Source organism: Alishewanella jeotgali KCTC 22429, assembly GCF_000245735.1.
Lineage (GTDB): Bacteria > Pseudomonadota > Gammaproteobacteria > Enterobacterales > Alteromonadaceae > Alishewanella > Alishewanella jeotgali.
Map to the genome: position 1 here is coordinate 278100 of NZ_AHTH01000005.1, position 16375 is coordinate 294474.

The window sequence follows — 16375 nt, forward strand, 5'->3', positions numbered from 1 at the left end:
ATGAGCGAACTGGCTTTTGATGCACAGCGCTGGCTTAGCAGCTTGCACGCCAACGGTTATCAGCTGGGCCTGCCGGAGCTGCTGTGGTATCAGCACCATACCCGGTTACTGGATCTAAGCCCCGGCCAGCAGGTACATAGCAAGCTGGCCGGCAGTTATCTGGCGCGCAGCAAAGGCCGCGGCATGGAGTTTGATGAAGTGCGGCACTATCAGGTGGGTGACGATGTGCGCGCTATTGACTGGCGGGTAACGGCCCGCACCGGACGGGTTCATACTAAATTATTCCGTGAAGAGCGTGAGCGCCCGGTGTTTTTGCTGACAGAGCTGACCGAGTCCATGCGCTTTGGCTCCAGTCTGCTGTTAAAATCCGTGCAGGCAGCGCATCTGGCGGCCCTGTTGGCCTGGCATTGCAAAGCCAATGGCGACAAACTGGGTGGCCTGGTGTTTAGTGAACAGCAGCATGTACTGTTAAAACCCCTGGGCAGAAGCCGTGGCGTGTTGCGCTATTTGCAGGCTCTGCTGGATGTGCATCAGCAAAACCGCAGCAATCAGGGCATGGTCCTGAGCACAGCACTGGCAGAGCTAAGACGACTGCTGCGCCCGGGCAGCCTGCTTTATATTTTGTCCGATTTTGCCACCCTGGATGCTGAGGCGTTACGCCATCTGCAGGTATTATCACAGCATAATGAGATTCACTGTTGTCAGCTAACAGATCCGTTGGAGTTACAGCTGCCATCAGAGCTGCAGGGCGAGGCGCTGGTCAGTGCTGCTCAGGCATTAAAAGTGGTGCAGTTTAATTCACAGCTAAAACAGCGCTATCAACAGCAACAACAGCAAGCGCTGGCGACAGCCAAGCACAGCGTGTTACAACTGGGCTGCAAATGGCTGACGCTAAGCAGTGCCAGCCCGCTGTTAAGCCAACTGGCTGGGGTCTATCATGACTGAGCCAGCACAATTATTGGCGTTACTGGCCGATATTGACGAGCCGGCATTAAGCGAGAGCTTCGCGCTGGCGCCCGGTCACTGGCTGCTGTTACTCCTGCTAGTAGCCGCCTGCTTATTTGCGCTCACTATTGCGCTGCGTTACTGGCGGTTTCAGCGCCCGAAACGGCTGGCTCGACGCCTTTGGCAGCAACTGGATGCCACTGATCCGACAATGCCGGCCCAGCTGAATCAACTGCTCAAACGCTTACTCAAGGCTTATGCACCGCGGCATCCGTTGTTAACCGCCGATACCGAGAGCTGGCAACAGCACTGGCAGAGTCAGCTACCCGCCCCGCTGCAGTTACCGTCGTTACAGCCACTGTTATATCAGGCGCCAACGCAGCACAACGCGCTGGAGCGCCAGCAGTTGTATCAGTGTGGTGGGGTCTTTATCCAGCGCTTTAACGGCCGCTTGTATCAGCAAGCCGCCAGCCCAGCTACCGGCCCGGGTACAGGAGTTGACCATGCTGGAGCTTAGTTATCCGTGGCTGTTACTGGCACTGCCCCTCCCCTGGCTGGTGCCCAAAGCCCGCCAGCTAAGCGGCAGTGCGCTAAAGCTGCCGGCCCTGGCGAAATTAGGGCAGGCGCACAGCACTGGTACCACGGCGCCAATCAGTGTGCGGCTGTTGCTGCTATTAACCTGGGTCCTGCTGGTGCTAAGCGCCAGCCAGCCACGCTGGCTGGGTGAGCCGGTAACCCTGCCACAGCAGGGGCGCGAACTGATGCTGGCGTTGGATCTGTCCGGTTCGATGGATATTCAGGATATGGAGTTAAATGGCCAGCGCATGACCCGGCTGGATGCGATGAAACTGGTGCTGCGCGATTTTATCGCCCAGCGCCAGGGTGATCGGATTGGCCTGATCCTGTTTGCGGATGCCGCCTATCAACAAACACCGCTCACCTTTGATCTGGCGACGGTACAGCAGTTTCTCGACGATGCCGTCATGGGACTGGTTGGCCAGCGGACCGCCATTGGCGAGGCGATAGGTCTGACCGTAAAGCGGCTGAATGCCTACCCGTCCAGTAATAAGGTGTTAATCCTGCTCAGTGACGGCGCCAACAACTCCGGCGAGATCCAGCCCCGCGAAGCCTTACAACTGGCGAAAGCGGCCGGGATCCGCATCCATACTGTCGGCCTGGGTGCTGAACAGATGGTACAACAGAGTATTTTCGGACAGCGTATTATCAACCCTTCACATGATTTAGACGAAGAGTTACTACGTGAGATCGCTGAACAGACCGGTGGCCGCTATTTCCGCGCCCGCAGTCCGGCAGAGCTGCGGCAGATCTATCAGTTGCTGGATCAACTGGAGCCGATAGAACGTGAGCAGCTCACCTACCGGCCCCAGCTTAGCTTGCTGCATTATCCGCTGGCGCTGGCTTTGCTCTGTAGCTTTTGTCTGGCGCTACGGCGAGTTGATTGGGCAGGAGTAAAAAACCGTGTGGTCTGAGTTACATTTACTACGTCCATTCTGGCTACTGGCCCTGCTACCGGCGCTGTTACTCTGGCTGCTGCTGTACCGGCACCGCCAGCAACCAGGGCTTTGGCATAATCTGATTGCCCGGCATTTACAACCCGTGGTGTTGCTGGGGGAACAATTACAAAAACGCCAGCCGCTGGCCCTGCCCTTGCTGGCGTTATGCTGGCTGTTAGCCGTGCTGGCATTAAGTGGCCCAAGCTGGCAGAAACTGCCGCAACCGGCACTGACCGTCAAGCAGGCGACAGTGCTGATTATGGATATGTCGCTGTCGATGCGCGCCACCGATCTGGTGCCGGATCGCCTGACGCAGCAAAGATTTAAAGCGCTGGATTTTATAGATAAATTACGCGAAGGCGAACTGGCACTGATTAGCTATGCTGCCGATGCCTTTGTGATTTCGCCACTGACACCGGATCACAACAATATCCGCCTGCAGGTGCCCAATTTGCGCCCGGAGCTGATGCCGGCTCAGGGTTCAAATGTGCTGGCTGCGTTGGAGCTGGCCGATCAACTGTTAACCCAGGCTGGCTTCGCCAGTGGCGAAGTGATTTTATTTACTGACGGTTTTGAGGCGCAAAGTTTTCATGCGTTGCAGCAACTGCTTAACCGTTATCCACACCGGTTGTCAGTGCTGGCATTTGGCTCTGCTGAGGGCGCAGTGGTAAGGCTGGAAAACGGTGAGCTGTTAAAAGATCGTCAGGGTGGCGTAGTAGTACCACGAGTACCGCTACAACAATTGGCGGTGCTGGCCCGTCAGGGTGGTGGTCAGTTCCGGCAAGCCGTTGCTGATAACAGCGATCTGGAGGCACTGGTGCAGGCACTACGCAACCCACAGGCCAGTAAAGGCGAAACGCCGGTATTAAGCGGCGATGTCTGGCAGGATGGCGCAGTTTATCTGGTCTGGTTATTGTTACCGCTGGCGCTCTGGCTTGGCCGGCGCGCAGCGGTATTAATGCTGTGTCTGATTATCTATATCCCACCAGCCAATGCCAACAGTTGGCAGCAGCTGTGGCAAACCCAACAGCAACGCGCACAGCAGGCTTATCAACAGGGTAACTATGCCAAAGCCAGAGAGCAGTTTCAGGACCCACTTTGGCAAGGTAATGCGGCCTACCGCGCCGGTGATTATCAGCAGGCAGAGCAAGCCTACCGTCAGGCTCTTGCGCAGGGTGAAAACGCCAGTCTGTGGCATAACCTTGGTAATACGCTGGCAATGCAACAAGATCTGGAGCAAGCGCTGTCGGCTTTTCAGCGCGCCTCTGAGCTGGATCCTGAGCATAGCGCAGCGCGGCAAAACGCCGAACTGATGCAGCAATTGTTAGAGCAGCAGCAAGCTGAGCAGCAGCAAGCTGAGCAGCAGGCCCAGCAGCAATCAGAAGAGCAGCAAGACCAACAATCATCGGATAGTAACGAATCATCAGCGGATAATGCTTCGCAAAATGCTAAAGACAATGCTGAAGAACAAACAGATAATGCACAGCAATCGGCTCAAAGTGCTGAGCAAGGCCCCCCGGACGAGTCCGAGCCACAGCAAACGGATGCTAACAGGGCGCAACAGGCTGAGGCTCAGTTAGAGCCAGCACAAGCTGATACGCAGGATACTGCGGCACAAGCTGTTATTAATGAGCCCTGGCCTAATGCGACACCGGAACAACAACAAGAGCTGGAAAATCTGCTGCGCAAAGTACAGGACGATCCCGGCGTCCTGCTTAGAAACCGCATGCTGCTCGAATATCAAAAACGTCGTCACAGCCTACCCCCGCAAGGAGCTCAACAAGAATGGTAAGCCGTTTTCTTAGTTTGCTGCTGTTACTAATGCCGCTGTCGGCCGCGCAGGCCTTTAGCAGCCTGAGCAGCAGTGTCGACAAAAACCCGGCCATGCTGGGGGAAGCCATTACCCTGACAGTAAGCGCCGATGGGCGTTTTGCCGCCGATGCCATAGATTTTCGGGTGCTGGAGCAAGACTTCAGGGTTATGCTGCCGTCGGTAAGTCAAAGTACCCAGGTGATCAACGGTGTAACACAGCATAACACCAGCTGGAGTGTGTCATTATTTGCCAGTAGCACCGGTGTTTACCGGATCCCGGCCTTTGAGTTAAACGGCGTGCGCTCCGAGCCTATTGAACTGACCATTATCGAAAGCAGTCAGGCGCAAAACCGGCGCGACCTCTTTCTGGAAGCGAAACTAGTCGGTTACCCCTCCGCCTATGTGCAGCAAATGCTGTATTACGACGTGGTGATCTACTTCAGTGGCGACTTGCAACGCGGCAATCTGACGGAGCCGGCACTGGAAGGCGCCGAAATTCAGCGCCTGGGCCCGGATACCGAAGGCACCGCCCTGATTGACGGCGTACGTTACCGCACCATTACCCGTCGCTATTTGTTGATCCCACAGCGCAGCGGTGACTTTGTTATAGCGCCGCCACTGTTTACCGGTGAAATGATAGAGCGTAATCCGGAGCGTTTTAACTACTTCTCGCGCAGTAAAACCGTAATGGCCGAAGCGGAGCCAGTGCAGCTGGAAGTGAAACCACAACCGGAAAACTTCCCGGGTCGCTGGCTGATAGCCGGCCTGGTAACGCTAACCGAAGAATGGCAACCGGATAGTCAACAGCTAAAAGCCGGTGAGCCTGTGACCCGGATTATTACCCTTTCGGCCGTCGATGTCGCCGCGAATCAGCTGCCGGATCTGGACCAGCAACTGCCCGCCTCATTGCGGGCCTATCAGGAACAGCCACAAAGCCGCGGTGCTGAGCGTAGCGGCCGGCAGGTGGCGCAAAAAGTCTTTACCAGTGCCCTGATTGCCAGTAATGAAGGCGAGTTAGTCTTACCTGAAGTGCGTCTGCCATGGTGGAATAGCCAGACCAACCGGCTGGAATATGCGGTGTTGCCAGCCCGTGCGCTGCAGGTAACCGGGAATGCCCAACCGACGATGTCGCTGCCAACGCTAAGCAGCCCAGAATTGCTGCCAGTAACAGCTGCCAACAGCCCCTGGCAATGGAATTATCTGAGCACGGTATTGTTAGCCGCCTGGCTGCTGAGCACTGTGGCATTATGCTGGCTGTGGCTTGAACGCCGTATGCTGCGCGCTAACCAGCACACCGGCAATCGCGCTGATAATGGCAATACTGTAGCGGTCGATGCCGGCAAGCAGGCTTTTAAACAGGCCTGTAACAATAATTCTCCGAAAAAGGCAGAGCAGACGTTACTGCGTCTGGCCGCCGGCGCCTATCCGCCGGCATGCCGCTCGCTGGGGGAGCTTGCCGCTAAAGTGAGTGATCCGGAATTAAAAGCAGAGATTCGAAAGCTGGAGCAGGCGTTGTACAGTCCGCAAACCGAGAGTTGGCAAGGTGAGGCGCTGTATCACGCCTGGTTAAAGCGCAAAGCCAGCCATACTGCGCAGCGTGCGGTTCAGCTACAGCCGCTATACCCTGATTAAAAGGCCTGATTAAACATTCTGCTTAAAAGGCCTGGTTAAAAGACCGGAATAACAGCACGAATTCGGCAGATCCCACAATCAATAAGGCGGGCTGGTGGCAAAGCACTAGCCAGCCCGCCGTCATCTTGTTAGCATCTACCCTAAGCCAAACTAAGACTGAGGGCTGCAGTTACCGCTCTCAGCCTTAGTCTGGCTGAATTTATTATGATTTGACCTTTGCTGACGCGTTCTGGCTGTCATCGCCAGCAATGACTGTCGTCAGCAAAGGTCAGCTCGTTTTATAACAACGTACAATAACAGGAGCTTCGTTTGGAAACTGCCACTCTCTTTTCGCTCGCCCTCTATTTTCTGGCGATGATCGCAATCGGGCTTTATGCCTACCGTACCACCGATAATGATGTCTCAGGCTATATGCTGGGTGGACGTAAGTTAAGCCCCAGTGTCACTGCCCTTTCGGCCGGCGCATCTGATATGAGCGGCTGGATGCTGATGGGCCTGCCTGGTGCTATGTACCTGTCCGGTTTAAGCAGTACCTGGATCGCCGTCGGGTTATTGATTGGCGCCTATCTTAACTATTTAATAGTGGCACCGCGGCTGCGGGTTTACACCGAGCTGGCGCAGGATGCCATTACCATTCCGGATTATTTTGAAAAACGCTTTGAAGATCGCACCCGTTTGCTGCGTTTAGTGTCATCGCTGGTGATTATTGTGTTCTTTACACTGTACACCTCATCCGGTGTAGTTGGCGGTGGTAAGCTGTTTGAAAGCTCTTTTGGCTTTGATTATGAACTGGGGCTTTTCGTTACCGCCGGCGTAGTCGTGATCTACACCCTGATTGGTGGCTTTCTGGCGGTAAGTTTGACCGACTTTGTGCAAGGCTGTCTGATGTTTATCGCGCTGGTGTTAGTACCGGTGGTAGCGATTGATCATCTGGGTGGCCTTGGCGAAGTCAATCAGATTGTCAGTACCATCAATCCGGATCTGTTAAGTTGGGTTGGCGCCAGCTCAGCACTGGCGATTATCTCGGCGCTGTCCTGGGGCCTGGGTTATTTCGGCCAGCCGCATATTATTGTCCGTTTTATGGCCATTCGCTCAGTAAAAGATATTAAAGTGGCGCGGCGCATCGGTATGAGCTGGATGCTGGTAACCATCGTTGGTGCCGTGATGACCGGTTTTGTCGGTATCGCCTATGTTGCGAAAACCGAGATGACACTGCAGGACCCGGAAACAATCTTTATTATCTTCTCCCAGTTTTTGTTTCACCCACTGATCAGCGGCTTCTTACTGGCGGCGATCCTGGCAGCGATTATGAGTACCATCTCCTCCCAGTTGCTGGTTACTTCCAGCTCACTGACCGAAGATTTCTATAAAACCTTTGTCAAACGTGATGCGTCACAGGCGGAACTGGTGGTGATTGGCCGTTTATCAGTGCTGGCGGTTGCTATCGTCGCCATCGCGCTGGCATTTGACCGTAACAGCTCAGTACTGCAACTGGTCAGCAATGCCTGGGCCGGGTTTGGCGCTGCCTTTGGCCCGCTGATTATCCTGAGCCTGTACTGGCAACGGATGACATTCGCCGGCGCCCTCAGTGGTATTGTAGTTGGCGCCCTCACAGTCTTGTTCTGGATCTATGCGCCCATTACGCTTGACGGGCAGCGGCTAAGCCAGGTGATGTATGAAATCGTACCTGGCGTGTTACTGAGTACTTTGGCGATAGTTGTAGTGAGTTTATGCACTAAAGCGCCGGCTCCCTCCATTCTGCAACTGTTCAGCAAAATGCAGCAACAAATGAAAAACAGCTAACAGCTTGTTTTAACAGCTGCTAGAATTGGCTAATAGCCTGTTCTGGCAGCCTCCGGTTGCCAACACCGCGTGTTTGAGGGAGAGTTCGCCTTTATGTTTTTTTATGCCGCACGTCAGCCGATCCTGGATCGAAACAAGGAGTTGTTTGGCTATGAATTGCTATTTCGAGATGGCTTAATTAACGCTTTTCCGAATATAGACGGCGATGAAGCGACATCGAAAATGATTGAGGGAAGCCAACTTAGTTTCGGCCTTACTGACTTTCTTGGCGATAAGCCCGGCTTTATCAATTTCACACTGGAGACCTTGGTAAAAAAATACCCCAGTATGTTGCCAAAGGAACAAATCGTCGTTGAGGTACTGGAAACGATTCAACCAGGTAAGCGATTACTGCTGGAATGCCAGGAACTGAAAGAACAAGGCTATGTTCTGGCCTTGGATGACTACGAACATCGTAATGTCTGGCGTCATTTCTACCCTTATGTCGATATTATAAAGATCGACATTCGAACGACCTCTGTAGCGCAAATTGCTGAAATTAAACAAGCGATAAGCGACTATCCGCAGATAAAGCTGCTAGCTGAGAAAGTTGAAACTAATGAGGCTTTTCAACAAGCTCTGCAGCAAGGCTTCGATTATTTTCAAGGTTATTTTTTCTCCAAACCTGAGATTCTACAAACCCGAGCGCTGTCACCTGCACAGTTAGCCTTGGCAGAGCTACTTTATGAAACCTCAAAAGCTGAAATAGATCTGGTAAAGATTACGGAAGTCTTTAAGCGGGATGTTACCCTTTCCTATAAATTACTCAGGTACAGTAACTCTGCTATTTTTCGGCGTCGGGCAGAAATTGAAACGATAAAACATGCGCTCGTGGTGTTGGGTCAGATTGAACTCAAGAAATTTTTGTCTTTGTTGTTTACTGCACAAATCAGCACAGATAAGCCAGCTGAGTTACTGAGAATGGCAATGACCCGCGCCGCCTTTGCCGAGGGTCTAGCAGCACTGACGTCGAGTGTACCGCAAGACAAAGCCTATCTGACCGGTATGATGTCTTTAATGGATGCCATACTGGATGAACCTATTGACAGCGTAATGGAAAAACTGCCGTTGGCAGCTGAAATCAAAGTCGCATTAATTGAGCGTACTGGTATATTAGCTGATTACATTCGCTTAATTGAATGTTACGAAAACGCCCAGTGGCAACAAGCAACTGATCTGATTAATGCGCTGAAGCTTCCCGCCAATAAAGTGCCTGATGCCTATCATCAGGCTGTACAATGGGCAAACGAGCAAATGAAAGCCTTAGGTGAGCTCACCTAAGGCCTGCAGTGAACATCAGTCAAAACTTACATGCTCGGCAACACGTGCAGCCAGCTTTTCGCCAATACCCTTGACTTTTGTCAGCTCTGCTTCACTTTTTATCGCACCGTTTTCCTTAACATAATCAACTATGGCTTGTGCTTTCACTTTGCCTAAACCCGGTACAGCGGCTAGTTGCTCTGCACTGGCTTGATTCAGTTTGAGTTTAGTGCTGGCTTCTGCCACTGCTGTTTTAGTTAACGGCTGTCCACTCGTATTCGCTAAGCTATAGTTGGCGGTTAAAACCAATGTTGCTAATAGTGCTGAAATGAGCAGTTCTTTCATGTTTTTTCCTCCCGAAACGGTAGTCTGTGGTGCCGTAACCAAGCTGTCACTGACCGGATATCGTTGTTGCGGGTTGGCGTTATGCAAGCAACAATACCAGACAATCCGGCACCACCACACCACCAAAACATACCAACCACAATAAATTTAGCTTTAATATTTATTTTTGCAACTTTAAATTAACTAAATTATTGGATCAGATGTCAGTAAACATTCAGCATCAATTAAGCGTAACGACTCTAAGCTAACAGGCAAAGGTCGCGGAGGTGCTTATGAAACAATTATGTTATGCGATAACACTGGCAGGACTGACGCTTTCGTCTACAGTTCATGCCCATGGCCGCTCAGAGTATGGTCGAGTTACCGACGTTGTACCTGTTTATTCTCAGGTGCCAGTGCGGCATGTGACGCAAAGCTGTACTAGCCATTATCAGCGTGGTGGCGATTCCAGCACGCCAGCCATTGTAGGAGCTATAGTGGGCGGAGCCTTAGGTCATGCCGTTGGCAATAATAAGTCCAATAAACGTATAGGCCTGGTTGCTGGCGCTGCACTCGGCGGTAGCGTTGGCTATGATTTAGGAAAAAAAGATCGCTATTATGAAGATTGCCGACCTCATCATAATTCAGTACAGTACAGGCAAGTATTACAAGGATATCAAGTGACTTATAAATATCGTGGGCGCTACTATCAAACCTTTACTGAACAGCACCCGGGTAGAACGATTCCTTTAGTTGTCAGTGCTAGGCCTGCGTATCGCTACTAGCGATAACGTTTAAGCCTGATATTGGAGGAAGCTATGCAAGCCATTTTAGTATTATTGATGACACTGTGCCTGGCGCTGCCTGCTTACAGTTTTTCAGAGCCAGTAAACGAACAGCAACGCCAATCAGCGACACCGGCGAAACGGGACATTACGAAAGAAAAAGCGACCCGCTTGGCGCAAGAACGCTACCCAGGCAGAGTGTTGAAGGTACAATCAGATAGCAGACAATATCGCGTAAGAGTGATGCAAGCCGATGGCCGGGTTGTTAATGTTGTCGTGGATGGCCGAAATGGCCGCGTGCAAAGGGAAGAATAACGATGCGGGTTTTAGTGGTTGAAGATGAAAAGCTATTGGCAGAGCAAATCAAAAGCCAGCTTTTATTGCAGCAGTTTAGTGTTGATCTGGCCGTAGATGGTGCCGATGGCTGGTTCAAGCTGTCGGAGTACCCGTACGATCTGGCGATAATTGATTTAGGACTACCGAAACTGGACGGGCTGTCGGTGATCCGTAAAGCCCGCAAGCAAGAAATTAAAACACCTATCATCATTCTTACTGCCAGAGGAAGTTGGCAAGAGAAAGTTGAAGGCCTGGACGCTGGTGCAGATGACTATTTAACCAAACCATTTCATAACGAAGAGCTTTTAGCTCGTTGCAACGCCTTGATCCGCCGCGCGGCTGGGCAACCAGACCCCATACTACGGTCAGGCCCGATAGCATTAAACAGTCGAACGCAGCAAGTGTGGTTAGCTGAGGACGAAGTCAGCCTGACCGCTTACGAATATAAAGTGCTTGAATATTTTATGCTCAACCCTGGCAAGGTAATCTCTAAAACTGAACTGACAGAGCACATTTACGATCAGGATTTTGATTTAGATAGCAATGTCATTGAGGTATTTGTTCTACGCCTGCGCAAAAAGCTGGATGCCGATGGGGAATTAAAGCCGATTGAGACACTGCGTGGTCGTGGTTATCGCTTTAATCTGACCGTCGAATAAATGAGAGTTATTCCGCTAAAACTGCGCCAGGGATTAGTCAGTGCAGTACTGTTACTGCTGTTACTACCGAGTTCCTTTCTGGCGATTGAACAAGCGTTCTATCAGCAATTAATGACCAGCGCTGAGCAAAAGATGGAGGTACACATGTACGCCATCTTATCTGAGTTGAATTTGGTCGGTGATAAGGTCGAACTCACCAATAACACTTTGGCGCCTGATTTCTACCGCCCCGACTCAGGGCTGACGGCCTATGTTACTGATGGTCAGCAGTTGTTATGGCAGTCAGACTCCTCTCTGAATCAGAATTTTACCTTACCCGATATAGAGCTGATCCCTGGTCAGCATACCTATTATGCGCTGCAGCAAGAGCAAAACTATCAGGTATTAAGTATTGCGTTTCTGTTTGATACCGGCGAAAGCGCCCGGCCGCTGGCGATCCATGTGGTACAAACAGAGCAGCAATTGCTGGCACCACATCAAAGCTTTCGCTCGACGTTATTACGCTGGTTTAGCGGCATTGCCATTGGCCTGTTGTTATTGAGTATTCTTGCTTACTATTGGACAACGAAGCCGCTCACCCGGCTTGATCATGAAATTCGTCAGCTTGAAAAAGGTAAGCAAGACCACCTTACCGGTAATTACCCTTCCGAGCTACGTGGTATTAAAGAAGATTTAAACCTACTATTGGCGAATCAAAACCGTCAGAAACTGCGTTATCGTAACCATCTTAGTGATTTGGCGCATGCTTTGAAAACACCTGTTGCAGTGTTACGGACCTCGCCTCTAGCTCAGCAACCTGAGCTTAAAGAACAGATTGATCGCATCACTGCGATGATTGAACACCAGCTTAAAAAGGCCAGCAGCTCAGGCCAGGATATCTGGAAAAAGCAAACACCGGTGTTACCACTGGCAGATAAAGTCAGTAATGCGTTGCGTAAAATTTATCGTGATAAAGACTGCCAGATCGACATTCAATGTGAGCCAAGCACCTTCTTCCGGGGTGATGAAACAGATTTAATGGAAATGTTGGGCAACCTGCTCGATAATGCCTGTAAAGCCTGTCGGCGTCAGGTTAAGCTGACGGTGCAACCACACCCCTTTAGCCTGACCATTGAAGACGATGGCCCTGGTATAGCGCCGGAGCGTCGAAAAGAGCTGTTTCAGCGCGGGATCCGGCTGGATACTTATCAGGAAGGGCACGGTGTCGGGCTGTCGATTGTCGCAGAGCTGGTAGAGTCCTATTCCGGCATGATCAATGTCAGCGAAAGTTCGCTTGGTGGCGCCTCCTTTACGCTGAGCTTTCCGGCGGACAGCTAGCTGATCGAAAAGCGCGAGCCGTACGTAAAGCTTTGCAAATTAACTGAAGGAATTTGTTATGGCGCTTAACCCTGCCACCATTCGTATTAAAAATCTGCGGCTACGCACCTATATCGGCATTAACGATGACGAGATTAAGAATAAGCAGGATGTCGTGGTCAATGTGCGGATCCAATATCATGCTGATGCCGCCGCCAGTAGCGATCAGATGGATAATGCTCTGAATTATCGTACTATTACCAAACAAATTATCAGTCTGGTTGAATCCAACCGCTTTTATCTGCTGGAAAAACTCACTGCCGAAGTGCTGGCGCTGGCCAGTGCCCATAGCAGCGTGATCTTTGCCGAAGTCGAAGTCGATAAACCTCATGCGTTACGTTTTGCTGACTCTGTGTCGCTGACGCTTTCCGTCAACAAGGCATAAGCTGGGGCGTACAGCCGGCAGCTGTCATATCCAGCCCGCAGGGGCTACACTATTCAGATACTGCACCACTTGACCCGACAGGAGGCTTGACGATGCGGATCCTAATTACCGGCGGCACCGGTCTGATCGGTACTGCCTTAGTTAAGCACTGGCAAGCTCAGCATCAGCTGACAATACTAAGCCGTACCGCGCGCACTGACACAGAGCAGGTAAGCTATCGCCAACAGCTCTCCGATATTGACCTGAACCAGATTGATGCCATTGTTAATCTGGCCGGTGAACCTATCGCCGACAAAAGATGGTCTGCCGCGCAGAAAGCCCGGATCTGTGATAGCCGCTGGCAACTGACTGAACAACTGGTGCAGGCGCTCAACTCGGTAAGCCATCCTCCCAAAATACTGATCAGCGGCTCTGCCATTGGCTTTTATGGTCGCCAGGGGGAGCAGGAAATCGACGAAGACTATCAGGCGTTTTTCCCGGAGTTCAGCCATGACATCTGTGCCCGTTGGGAAAATCTGGCGATGCAGGCCAGTAGTCCGCAAACCCGGGTATGCCTGCTCAGAACAGGGGTGGTGTTAGCGGCAAAAGGTGGCGCGCTGAAGAAAATGTTGCCGCCCTTTAAGCTGGGGTTGGGTGGCAAAATTGGCTCCGGCGAGCAATATATGTCGTGGATCCATCTGGATGATATGGTGGCGTTAATTGATTTTATTCTGCATAACGACAATCTCAGCGGCCCGGTTAACGCCGTTGCCCCCAAACCAGTGACCAATGCGGTATTTAGTGCCGAGCTGGCAAAACGTCTGCAGCGCCCTACACTGCTGCCGATGCCGGCACCTGTGCTAAAGCTGTTGTTTGGGGAAATGTCGGATATCTTGCTGTACGGCCAACGGGTCGTGCCAAAACGCTTGCTCGAGGCTGGTTTTCAGTTTCGCTATCCACAATTGTCTCAGGCACTTAATGCCCTGGCGCTTTGAGTTAACACCGCTTTAGTCGCAGTGAGATACGCAGCGCCCGGCTCTGAGCCGGGCGCGTTGTTATCAACTTTGAATCACCCGTCGGATCAAGACGGCACCGGGAATATTTAACAATTTACGCAATTGCCACCAGCCCAGTAATGACACCAGAATAGCGCCGCTCAATGGCCCTAGCCACCACAGTGCATAGTGCGGACTAAACGGCAAATCAAACAGGCGCTGCTGTAAGGTCAATAATAAGACTTCAGCCAGCACCGTGGCCAGGATCCCAGCCAAAGCACCGAGAAAGGTAAACTCCAGCAACAAAGCATTGCGCAAAAAGGGATAACGGGCGCCCAGAGTGCGCAAAATAGCCAACTCCTGCTCCCGCTGTTCCAGCGTAGCCTGCACCTGAGCAACCAATACCAATATTGCCGATAAACCAATAATAATCAGGATAAAGCTTAAGGCCAGGGTTACCTGAGCAATAATATCCTGCACCTGACGGATAATGGCCTCAACACTGATCACTGTGACCGTTGGCATCAGACGTGATAACTGATTGATTACGGTATACCGCTCCGGCTCCAGATAGAACGCCGTGATATAGCTGGCAGGAAAACCGGCCAGCAGATCAGGACTTAGAATCATATAAAAGTTCGGTTGTAAGCTATTCCAGTCGACCTGACGGATACTGGTCACTTCAGCCCGCACCGGCTGGCCACCAATGGAAAAATGCAGGGTATCACCCAGTTTCAATCCCAAACGCTCCGACAACTCCGACTCTACCGACACCTCTGCCTTTGCCTGCTGGCTAAACCACTGGCCAGCTATCACTTTATTGGCTGGGGGTAGCTGTTCCAGCCAGGTCAGATTCAACTCGCGGCCGATACCGGTGCGCTGCTGGCTGCGATCATCTTTGGTGGCTTCTTCGCGAAACACCTGTTCATTGAGCTGAACCAGCCGGCCCCGCACCACAGGGTAAAACGTATCCGTTTGCAACTGATGCTCGGCCGCGAACTCAGACAGCTCAGTACGCTGCGCCTCACTCAGATTAACCAGAAAGTGGTTTGGCGCGCCGGGCGGGATCTGCTGTTGCCACTGACCAATTAACTCAGCGCGCACAAAATACAGTAACAAGGCTAAGAACAATGCCAGCGTAAAGGTAATCAGTTGGAAGCTATTGGCCCAGAGTCGGCGCCGCAAATTGGCCAGCGCCAGCTTACCAGCACTACTTTGGCCAGCGGCAACGGGTTTGGCCGCTTTAACCATTAACACGGCAATACCAAGCAGTACCGCCACAAAGACCGCGCAGATCAGGAACAAACCCAGACTGATAAACCAGTCAGCGGCAAACAGCCACATCAGGCCATAAACCGCGACAGCACCGGTAACCAGCTGTAACTTATCGATAGTCAGTGGCGTCAGCGGTTGCTTTAGCACCTGAATCGCTGGTGTCACCGTTAAGCGCCACAGGGGCCGGGCCGCGAACAGCAACGCACAAGCGATACAGGTCAAAGCCCCCAGCCATAGCGGCCGAAAACTGAATTCTGGTCTGAAATCACCAATATAAAAGCGGATCCCCTGCTCCACAGCAACTAATATCAGTTGGCCTGCGACTAAGCCTAAGAGCAGGCTAAAGAGTACGACCAGGATTAGATGGCTAAAGTAAATCAATCTTACCTGAGCTGTTGTCGCGCCCAGCGCCTTAATAATGGCCACCGCCTGAGCATGGCGCTGGCTATAACGCCCGGCGGCAACCGCCGCCGCACAGGCTGCCAGCACTATGCCCAGTAAACCGGCAAGTAATAAAAAACGCTCGGCCCGATCCAGGGCACTGCCTAGTGCCGATTGCTCGTCACGATCGCGCCAGCGTTGATGCACTGTCAGCAAAGGGCTAACCTCTTTCTGAAACCGCTCGAGCTGACTATTAGTGCCGGCAAACAGGTAGCGGTAGCCGATGCGGCTGCCGGGCTGCACTATGTCAGTAGCCGCCACGTCCTCTAAATGCATCAACACCCGCGGATTACCACCGAACACACTTAGCGGCGCATCCGGCTCATTGACGATGATACCAGCCACCGTTAAGCGGCTATTCCCCAGCTCCAGCTGCTCGCCCAGCGCTACCTGCAACAAATCAAATAAGCGGGCTTCCAGATAGAGCTCGCCAGGGTTTAGCTCAGCCACGGGGCCAGTAGTGACACTTTGCGAACGATGCAGGATCAGCTCTCCGCGCAGTGGATAGTCGCCACTTACCGCCTTGATGGTCGCAAGCTGCATCTGACTGCTACTAAACAGCATGGAATCAAATTGCATTTGTTGCGCCACGCCTAAGCCCATATCTTTTGCCAGCGCGACGATGCGGGGGTCGAAGGGTTGGCTGGAAGCTAATACCCGATCAGCGGCAATAAAATGGGCACTGCGTTGCTCCAACGCTGATTTAACGCTTTGCGTAATGCCACTTAAACTCACCACTGAGAATACTGCCAAAAAGAGCGCAAAGGCGATAACCCAGAGTTCGCCGCGTTTTAGTTCGCGCCAGAACAGACGCCAGGCAATAGCGGTCGCCATC

The 16375-nt window shown here is 52.1% G+C and carries 15 protein-coding genes; 13 read left to right on the forward strand and 2 right to left on the reverse strand.

Features of this window, described 5'->3' with window-relative positions:
• From AJE_RS02815 to AJE_RS02845, 7 genes are all read left to right on the forward strand, one after another.
• Positions 1–945 (forward strand): DUF58 domain-containing protein, encoded by a 945-nt coding sequence (locus AJE_RS02815; RefSeq protein ID WP_008610114.1) that lies wholly within the window; start codon positions 1–3, stop codon positions 943–945.
• On the forward strand, positions 938–1462 hold the full coding sequence (locus tag AJE_RS02820) for a DUF4381 family protein (RefSeq protein WP_008949570.1): 525 nt from the start codon (positions 938–940) through the stop codon (positions 1460–1462). Before AJE_RS02815 ends, AJE_RS02820 begins: the two co-directional genes overlap by 8 nt.
• Entirely contained in the window at positions 1449–2435 is a 987-nt protein-coding gene (locus tag AJE_RS02825) for a vWA domain-containing protein (protein ID WP_008949571.1), read from the forward strand. Before AJE_RS02820 ends, AJE_RS02825 begins: the two co-directional genes overlap by 14 nt.
• Entirely contained in the window at positions 2425–4251 is a 1827-nt protein-coding gene (locus AJE_RS02830; protein WP_008949572.1) for a vWA domain-containing protein, read from the forward strand. Before AJE_RS02825 ends, AJE_RS02830 begins: the two co-directional genes overlap by 11 nt.
• Positions 4245–5903 carry a BatD family protein gene (locus AJE_RS02835; RefSeq protein ID WP_008949573.1) on the forward strand — a complete coding sequence of 553 codons (1659 nt, stop codon included), beginning with the start codon at positions 4245–4247 and terminating at the stop codon, positions 5901–5903. The genes AJE_RS02830 and AJE_RS02835 overlap by 7 nt, the downstream gene beginning before the upstream one ends.
• 309 nt (positions 5904–6212) lie before the next feature.
• A complete protein-coding gene (gene putP, locus AJE_RS02840) occupies positions 6213–7706 on the forward strand; it encodes a sodium/proline symporter PutP (protein ID WP_008949574.1) in 1494 nt (497 codons plus the stop codon).
• 93 nt (positions 7707–7799) lie between these two features.
• On the forward strand, positions 7800–9026 hold the full coding sequence (locus AJE_RS02845; RefSeq protein WP_008949575.1) for an EAL and HDOD domain-containing protein: 1227 nt from the start codon (positions 7800–7802) through the stop codon (positions 9024–9026).
• 15 nt (positions 9027–9041) lie between these two features.
• Here the strand turns inward: AJE_RS02845 and AJE_RS02850 are convergent, their stop codons facing one another.
• Complete coding sequence (locus tag AJE_RS02850) at positions 9042–9350, reverse strand: ComEA family DNA-binding protein (RefSeq protein WP_008949576.1); 309 nt, start codon at positions 9348–9350, stop codon at positions 9042–9044.
• Positions 9351–9622: 272 nt separating this feature from the next.
• Here AJE_RS02850 and AJE_RS02855 point away from each other — a divergent pair, with 272 nt between their 5' ends.
• From AJE_RS02855 to AJE_RS02880, 6 genes are all read left to right on the forward strand, one after another.
• Positions 9623–10114: a glycine zipper 2TM domain-containing protein gene (locus AJE_RS02855; RefSeq protein WP_008949577.1), complete on the forward strand. Its 492-nt coding sequence runs from the start codon at positions 9623–9625 to the stop codon at positions 10112–10114.
• A 33-nt stretch (positions 10115–10147) separates the two neighbouring features.
• Positions 10148–10429: a PepSY domain-containing protein gene (locus AJE_RS02860; RefSeq protein WP_008949578.1), complete on the forward strand. Its 282-nt coding sequence runs from the start codon at positions 10148–10150 to the stop codon at positions 10427–10429.
• A gap of 2 nt (positions 10430–10431) precedes the next feature.
• On the forward strand, positions 10432–11109 hold the full coding sequence (locus AJE_RS02865) for a response regulator transcription factor (RefSeq protein WP_008949579.1): 678 nt from the start codon (positions 10432–10434) through the stop codon (positions 11107–11109).
• Positions 11110–12426: an ATP-binding protein gene (locus AJE_RS02870; RefSeq protein WP_008949580.1), complete on the forward strand. Its 1317-nt coding sequence runs from the start codon at positions 11110–11112 to the stop codon at positions 12424–12426. It abuts the gene before it with no gap.
• A gap of 58 nt (positions 12427–12484) precedes the next feature.
• Entirely contained in the window at positions 12485–12850 is a 366-nt protein-coding gene (gene folX, locus AJE_RS02875) for a dihydroneopterin triphosphate 2'-epimerase (protein WP_008949581.1), read from the forward strand.
• 92 nt (positions 12851–12942) lie between these two features.
• Positions 12943–13824, forward strand: a complete 882-nt coding sequence (locus tag AJE_RS02880) for a TIGR01777 family oxidoreductase (RefSeq protein WP_008949582.1) — start codon at positions 12943–12945, stop codon at positions 13822–13824.
• A 63-nt stretch (positions 13825–13887) separates the two neighbouring features.
• On the opposite strand, the gene AJE_RS02885 is transcribed toward AJE_RS02880, so the two are convergent.
• Positions 13888–16374 (reverse strand): ABC transporter permease, encoded by a 2487-nt coding sequence (locus AJE_RS02885; protein WP_008949583.1) that lies wholly within the window; start codon positions 16372–16374, stop codon positions 13888–13890.
• Between the last annotated feature and the right edge of the window lies 1 nt (position 16375).

Bases quoted from the DNA above. Each gene is read 5' to 3' on its own strand.
- AJE_RS02815 (WP_008610114.1), top strand. From the start codon at position 1: ATGAGCGAACTGGCTTTTGATGCACAGCGCTGGCTTAGCAGCTTGCAC.
- AJE_RS02820 (WP_008949570.1), top strand. From the start codon at position 938: ATGACTGAGCCAGCACAATTATTGGCGTTACTGGCCGATATTGACGAG.
- AJE_RS02825 (WP_008949571.1), top strand. From the start codon at position 1,449: ATGCTGGAGCTTAGTTATCCGTGGCTGTTACTGGCACTGCCCCTCCCC.
- AJE_RS02835 (WP_008949573.1), top strand. From the start codon at position 4,245: ATGGTAAGCCGTTTTCTTAGTTTGCTGCTGTTACTAATGCCGCTGTCG.
- AJE_RS02845 (WP_008949575.1), top strand. From the start codon at position 7,800: ATGTTTTTTTATGCCGCACGTCAGCCGATCCTGGATCGAAACAAGGAG.
- AJE_RS02850 (WP_008949576.1), bottom strand. From the start codon at position 9,350: ATGAAAGAACTGCTCATTTCAGCACTATTAGCAACATTGGTTTTAACC.
- AJE_RS02855 (WP_008949577.1), top strand. From the start codon at position 9,623: ATGAAACAATTATGTTATGCGATAACACTGGCAGGACTGACGCTTTCG.
- AJE_RS02860 (WP_008949578.1), top strand. From the start codon at position 10,148: ATGCAAGCCATTTTAGTATTATTGATGACACTGTGCCTGGCGCTGCCT.
- AJE_RS02865 (WP_008949579.1), top strand. From the start codon at position 10,432: ATGCGGGTTTTAGTGGTTGAAGATGAAAAGCTATTGGCAGAGCAAATC.
- AJE_RS02870 (WP_008949580.1), top strand. From the start codon at position 11,110: ATGAGAGTTATTCCGCTAAAACTGCGCCAGGGATTAGTCAGTGCAGTA.
- folX (WP_008949581.1), top strand. From the start codon at position 12,485: ATGGCGCTTAACCCTGCCACCATTCGTATTAAAAATCTGCGGCTACGC.
- AJE_RS02880 (WP_008949582.1), top strand. From the start codon at position 12,943: ATGCGGATCCTAATTACCGGCGGCACCGGTCTGATCGGTACTGCCTTA.
- AJE_RS02885 (WP_008949583.1), bottom strand. From the start codon at position 16,374: ATGGCGACCGCTATTGCCTGGCGTCTGTTCTGGCGCGAACTAAAACGC.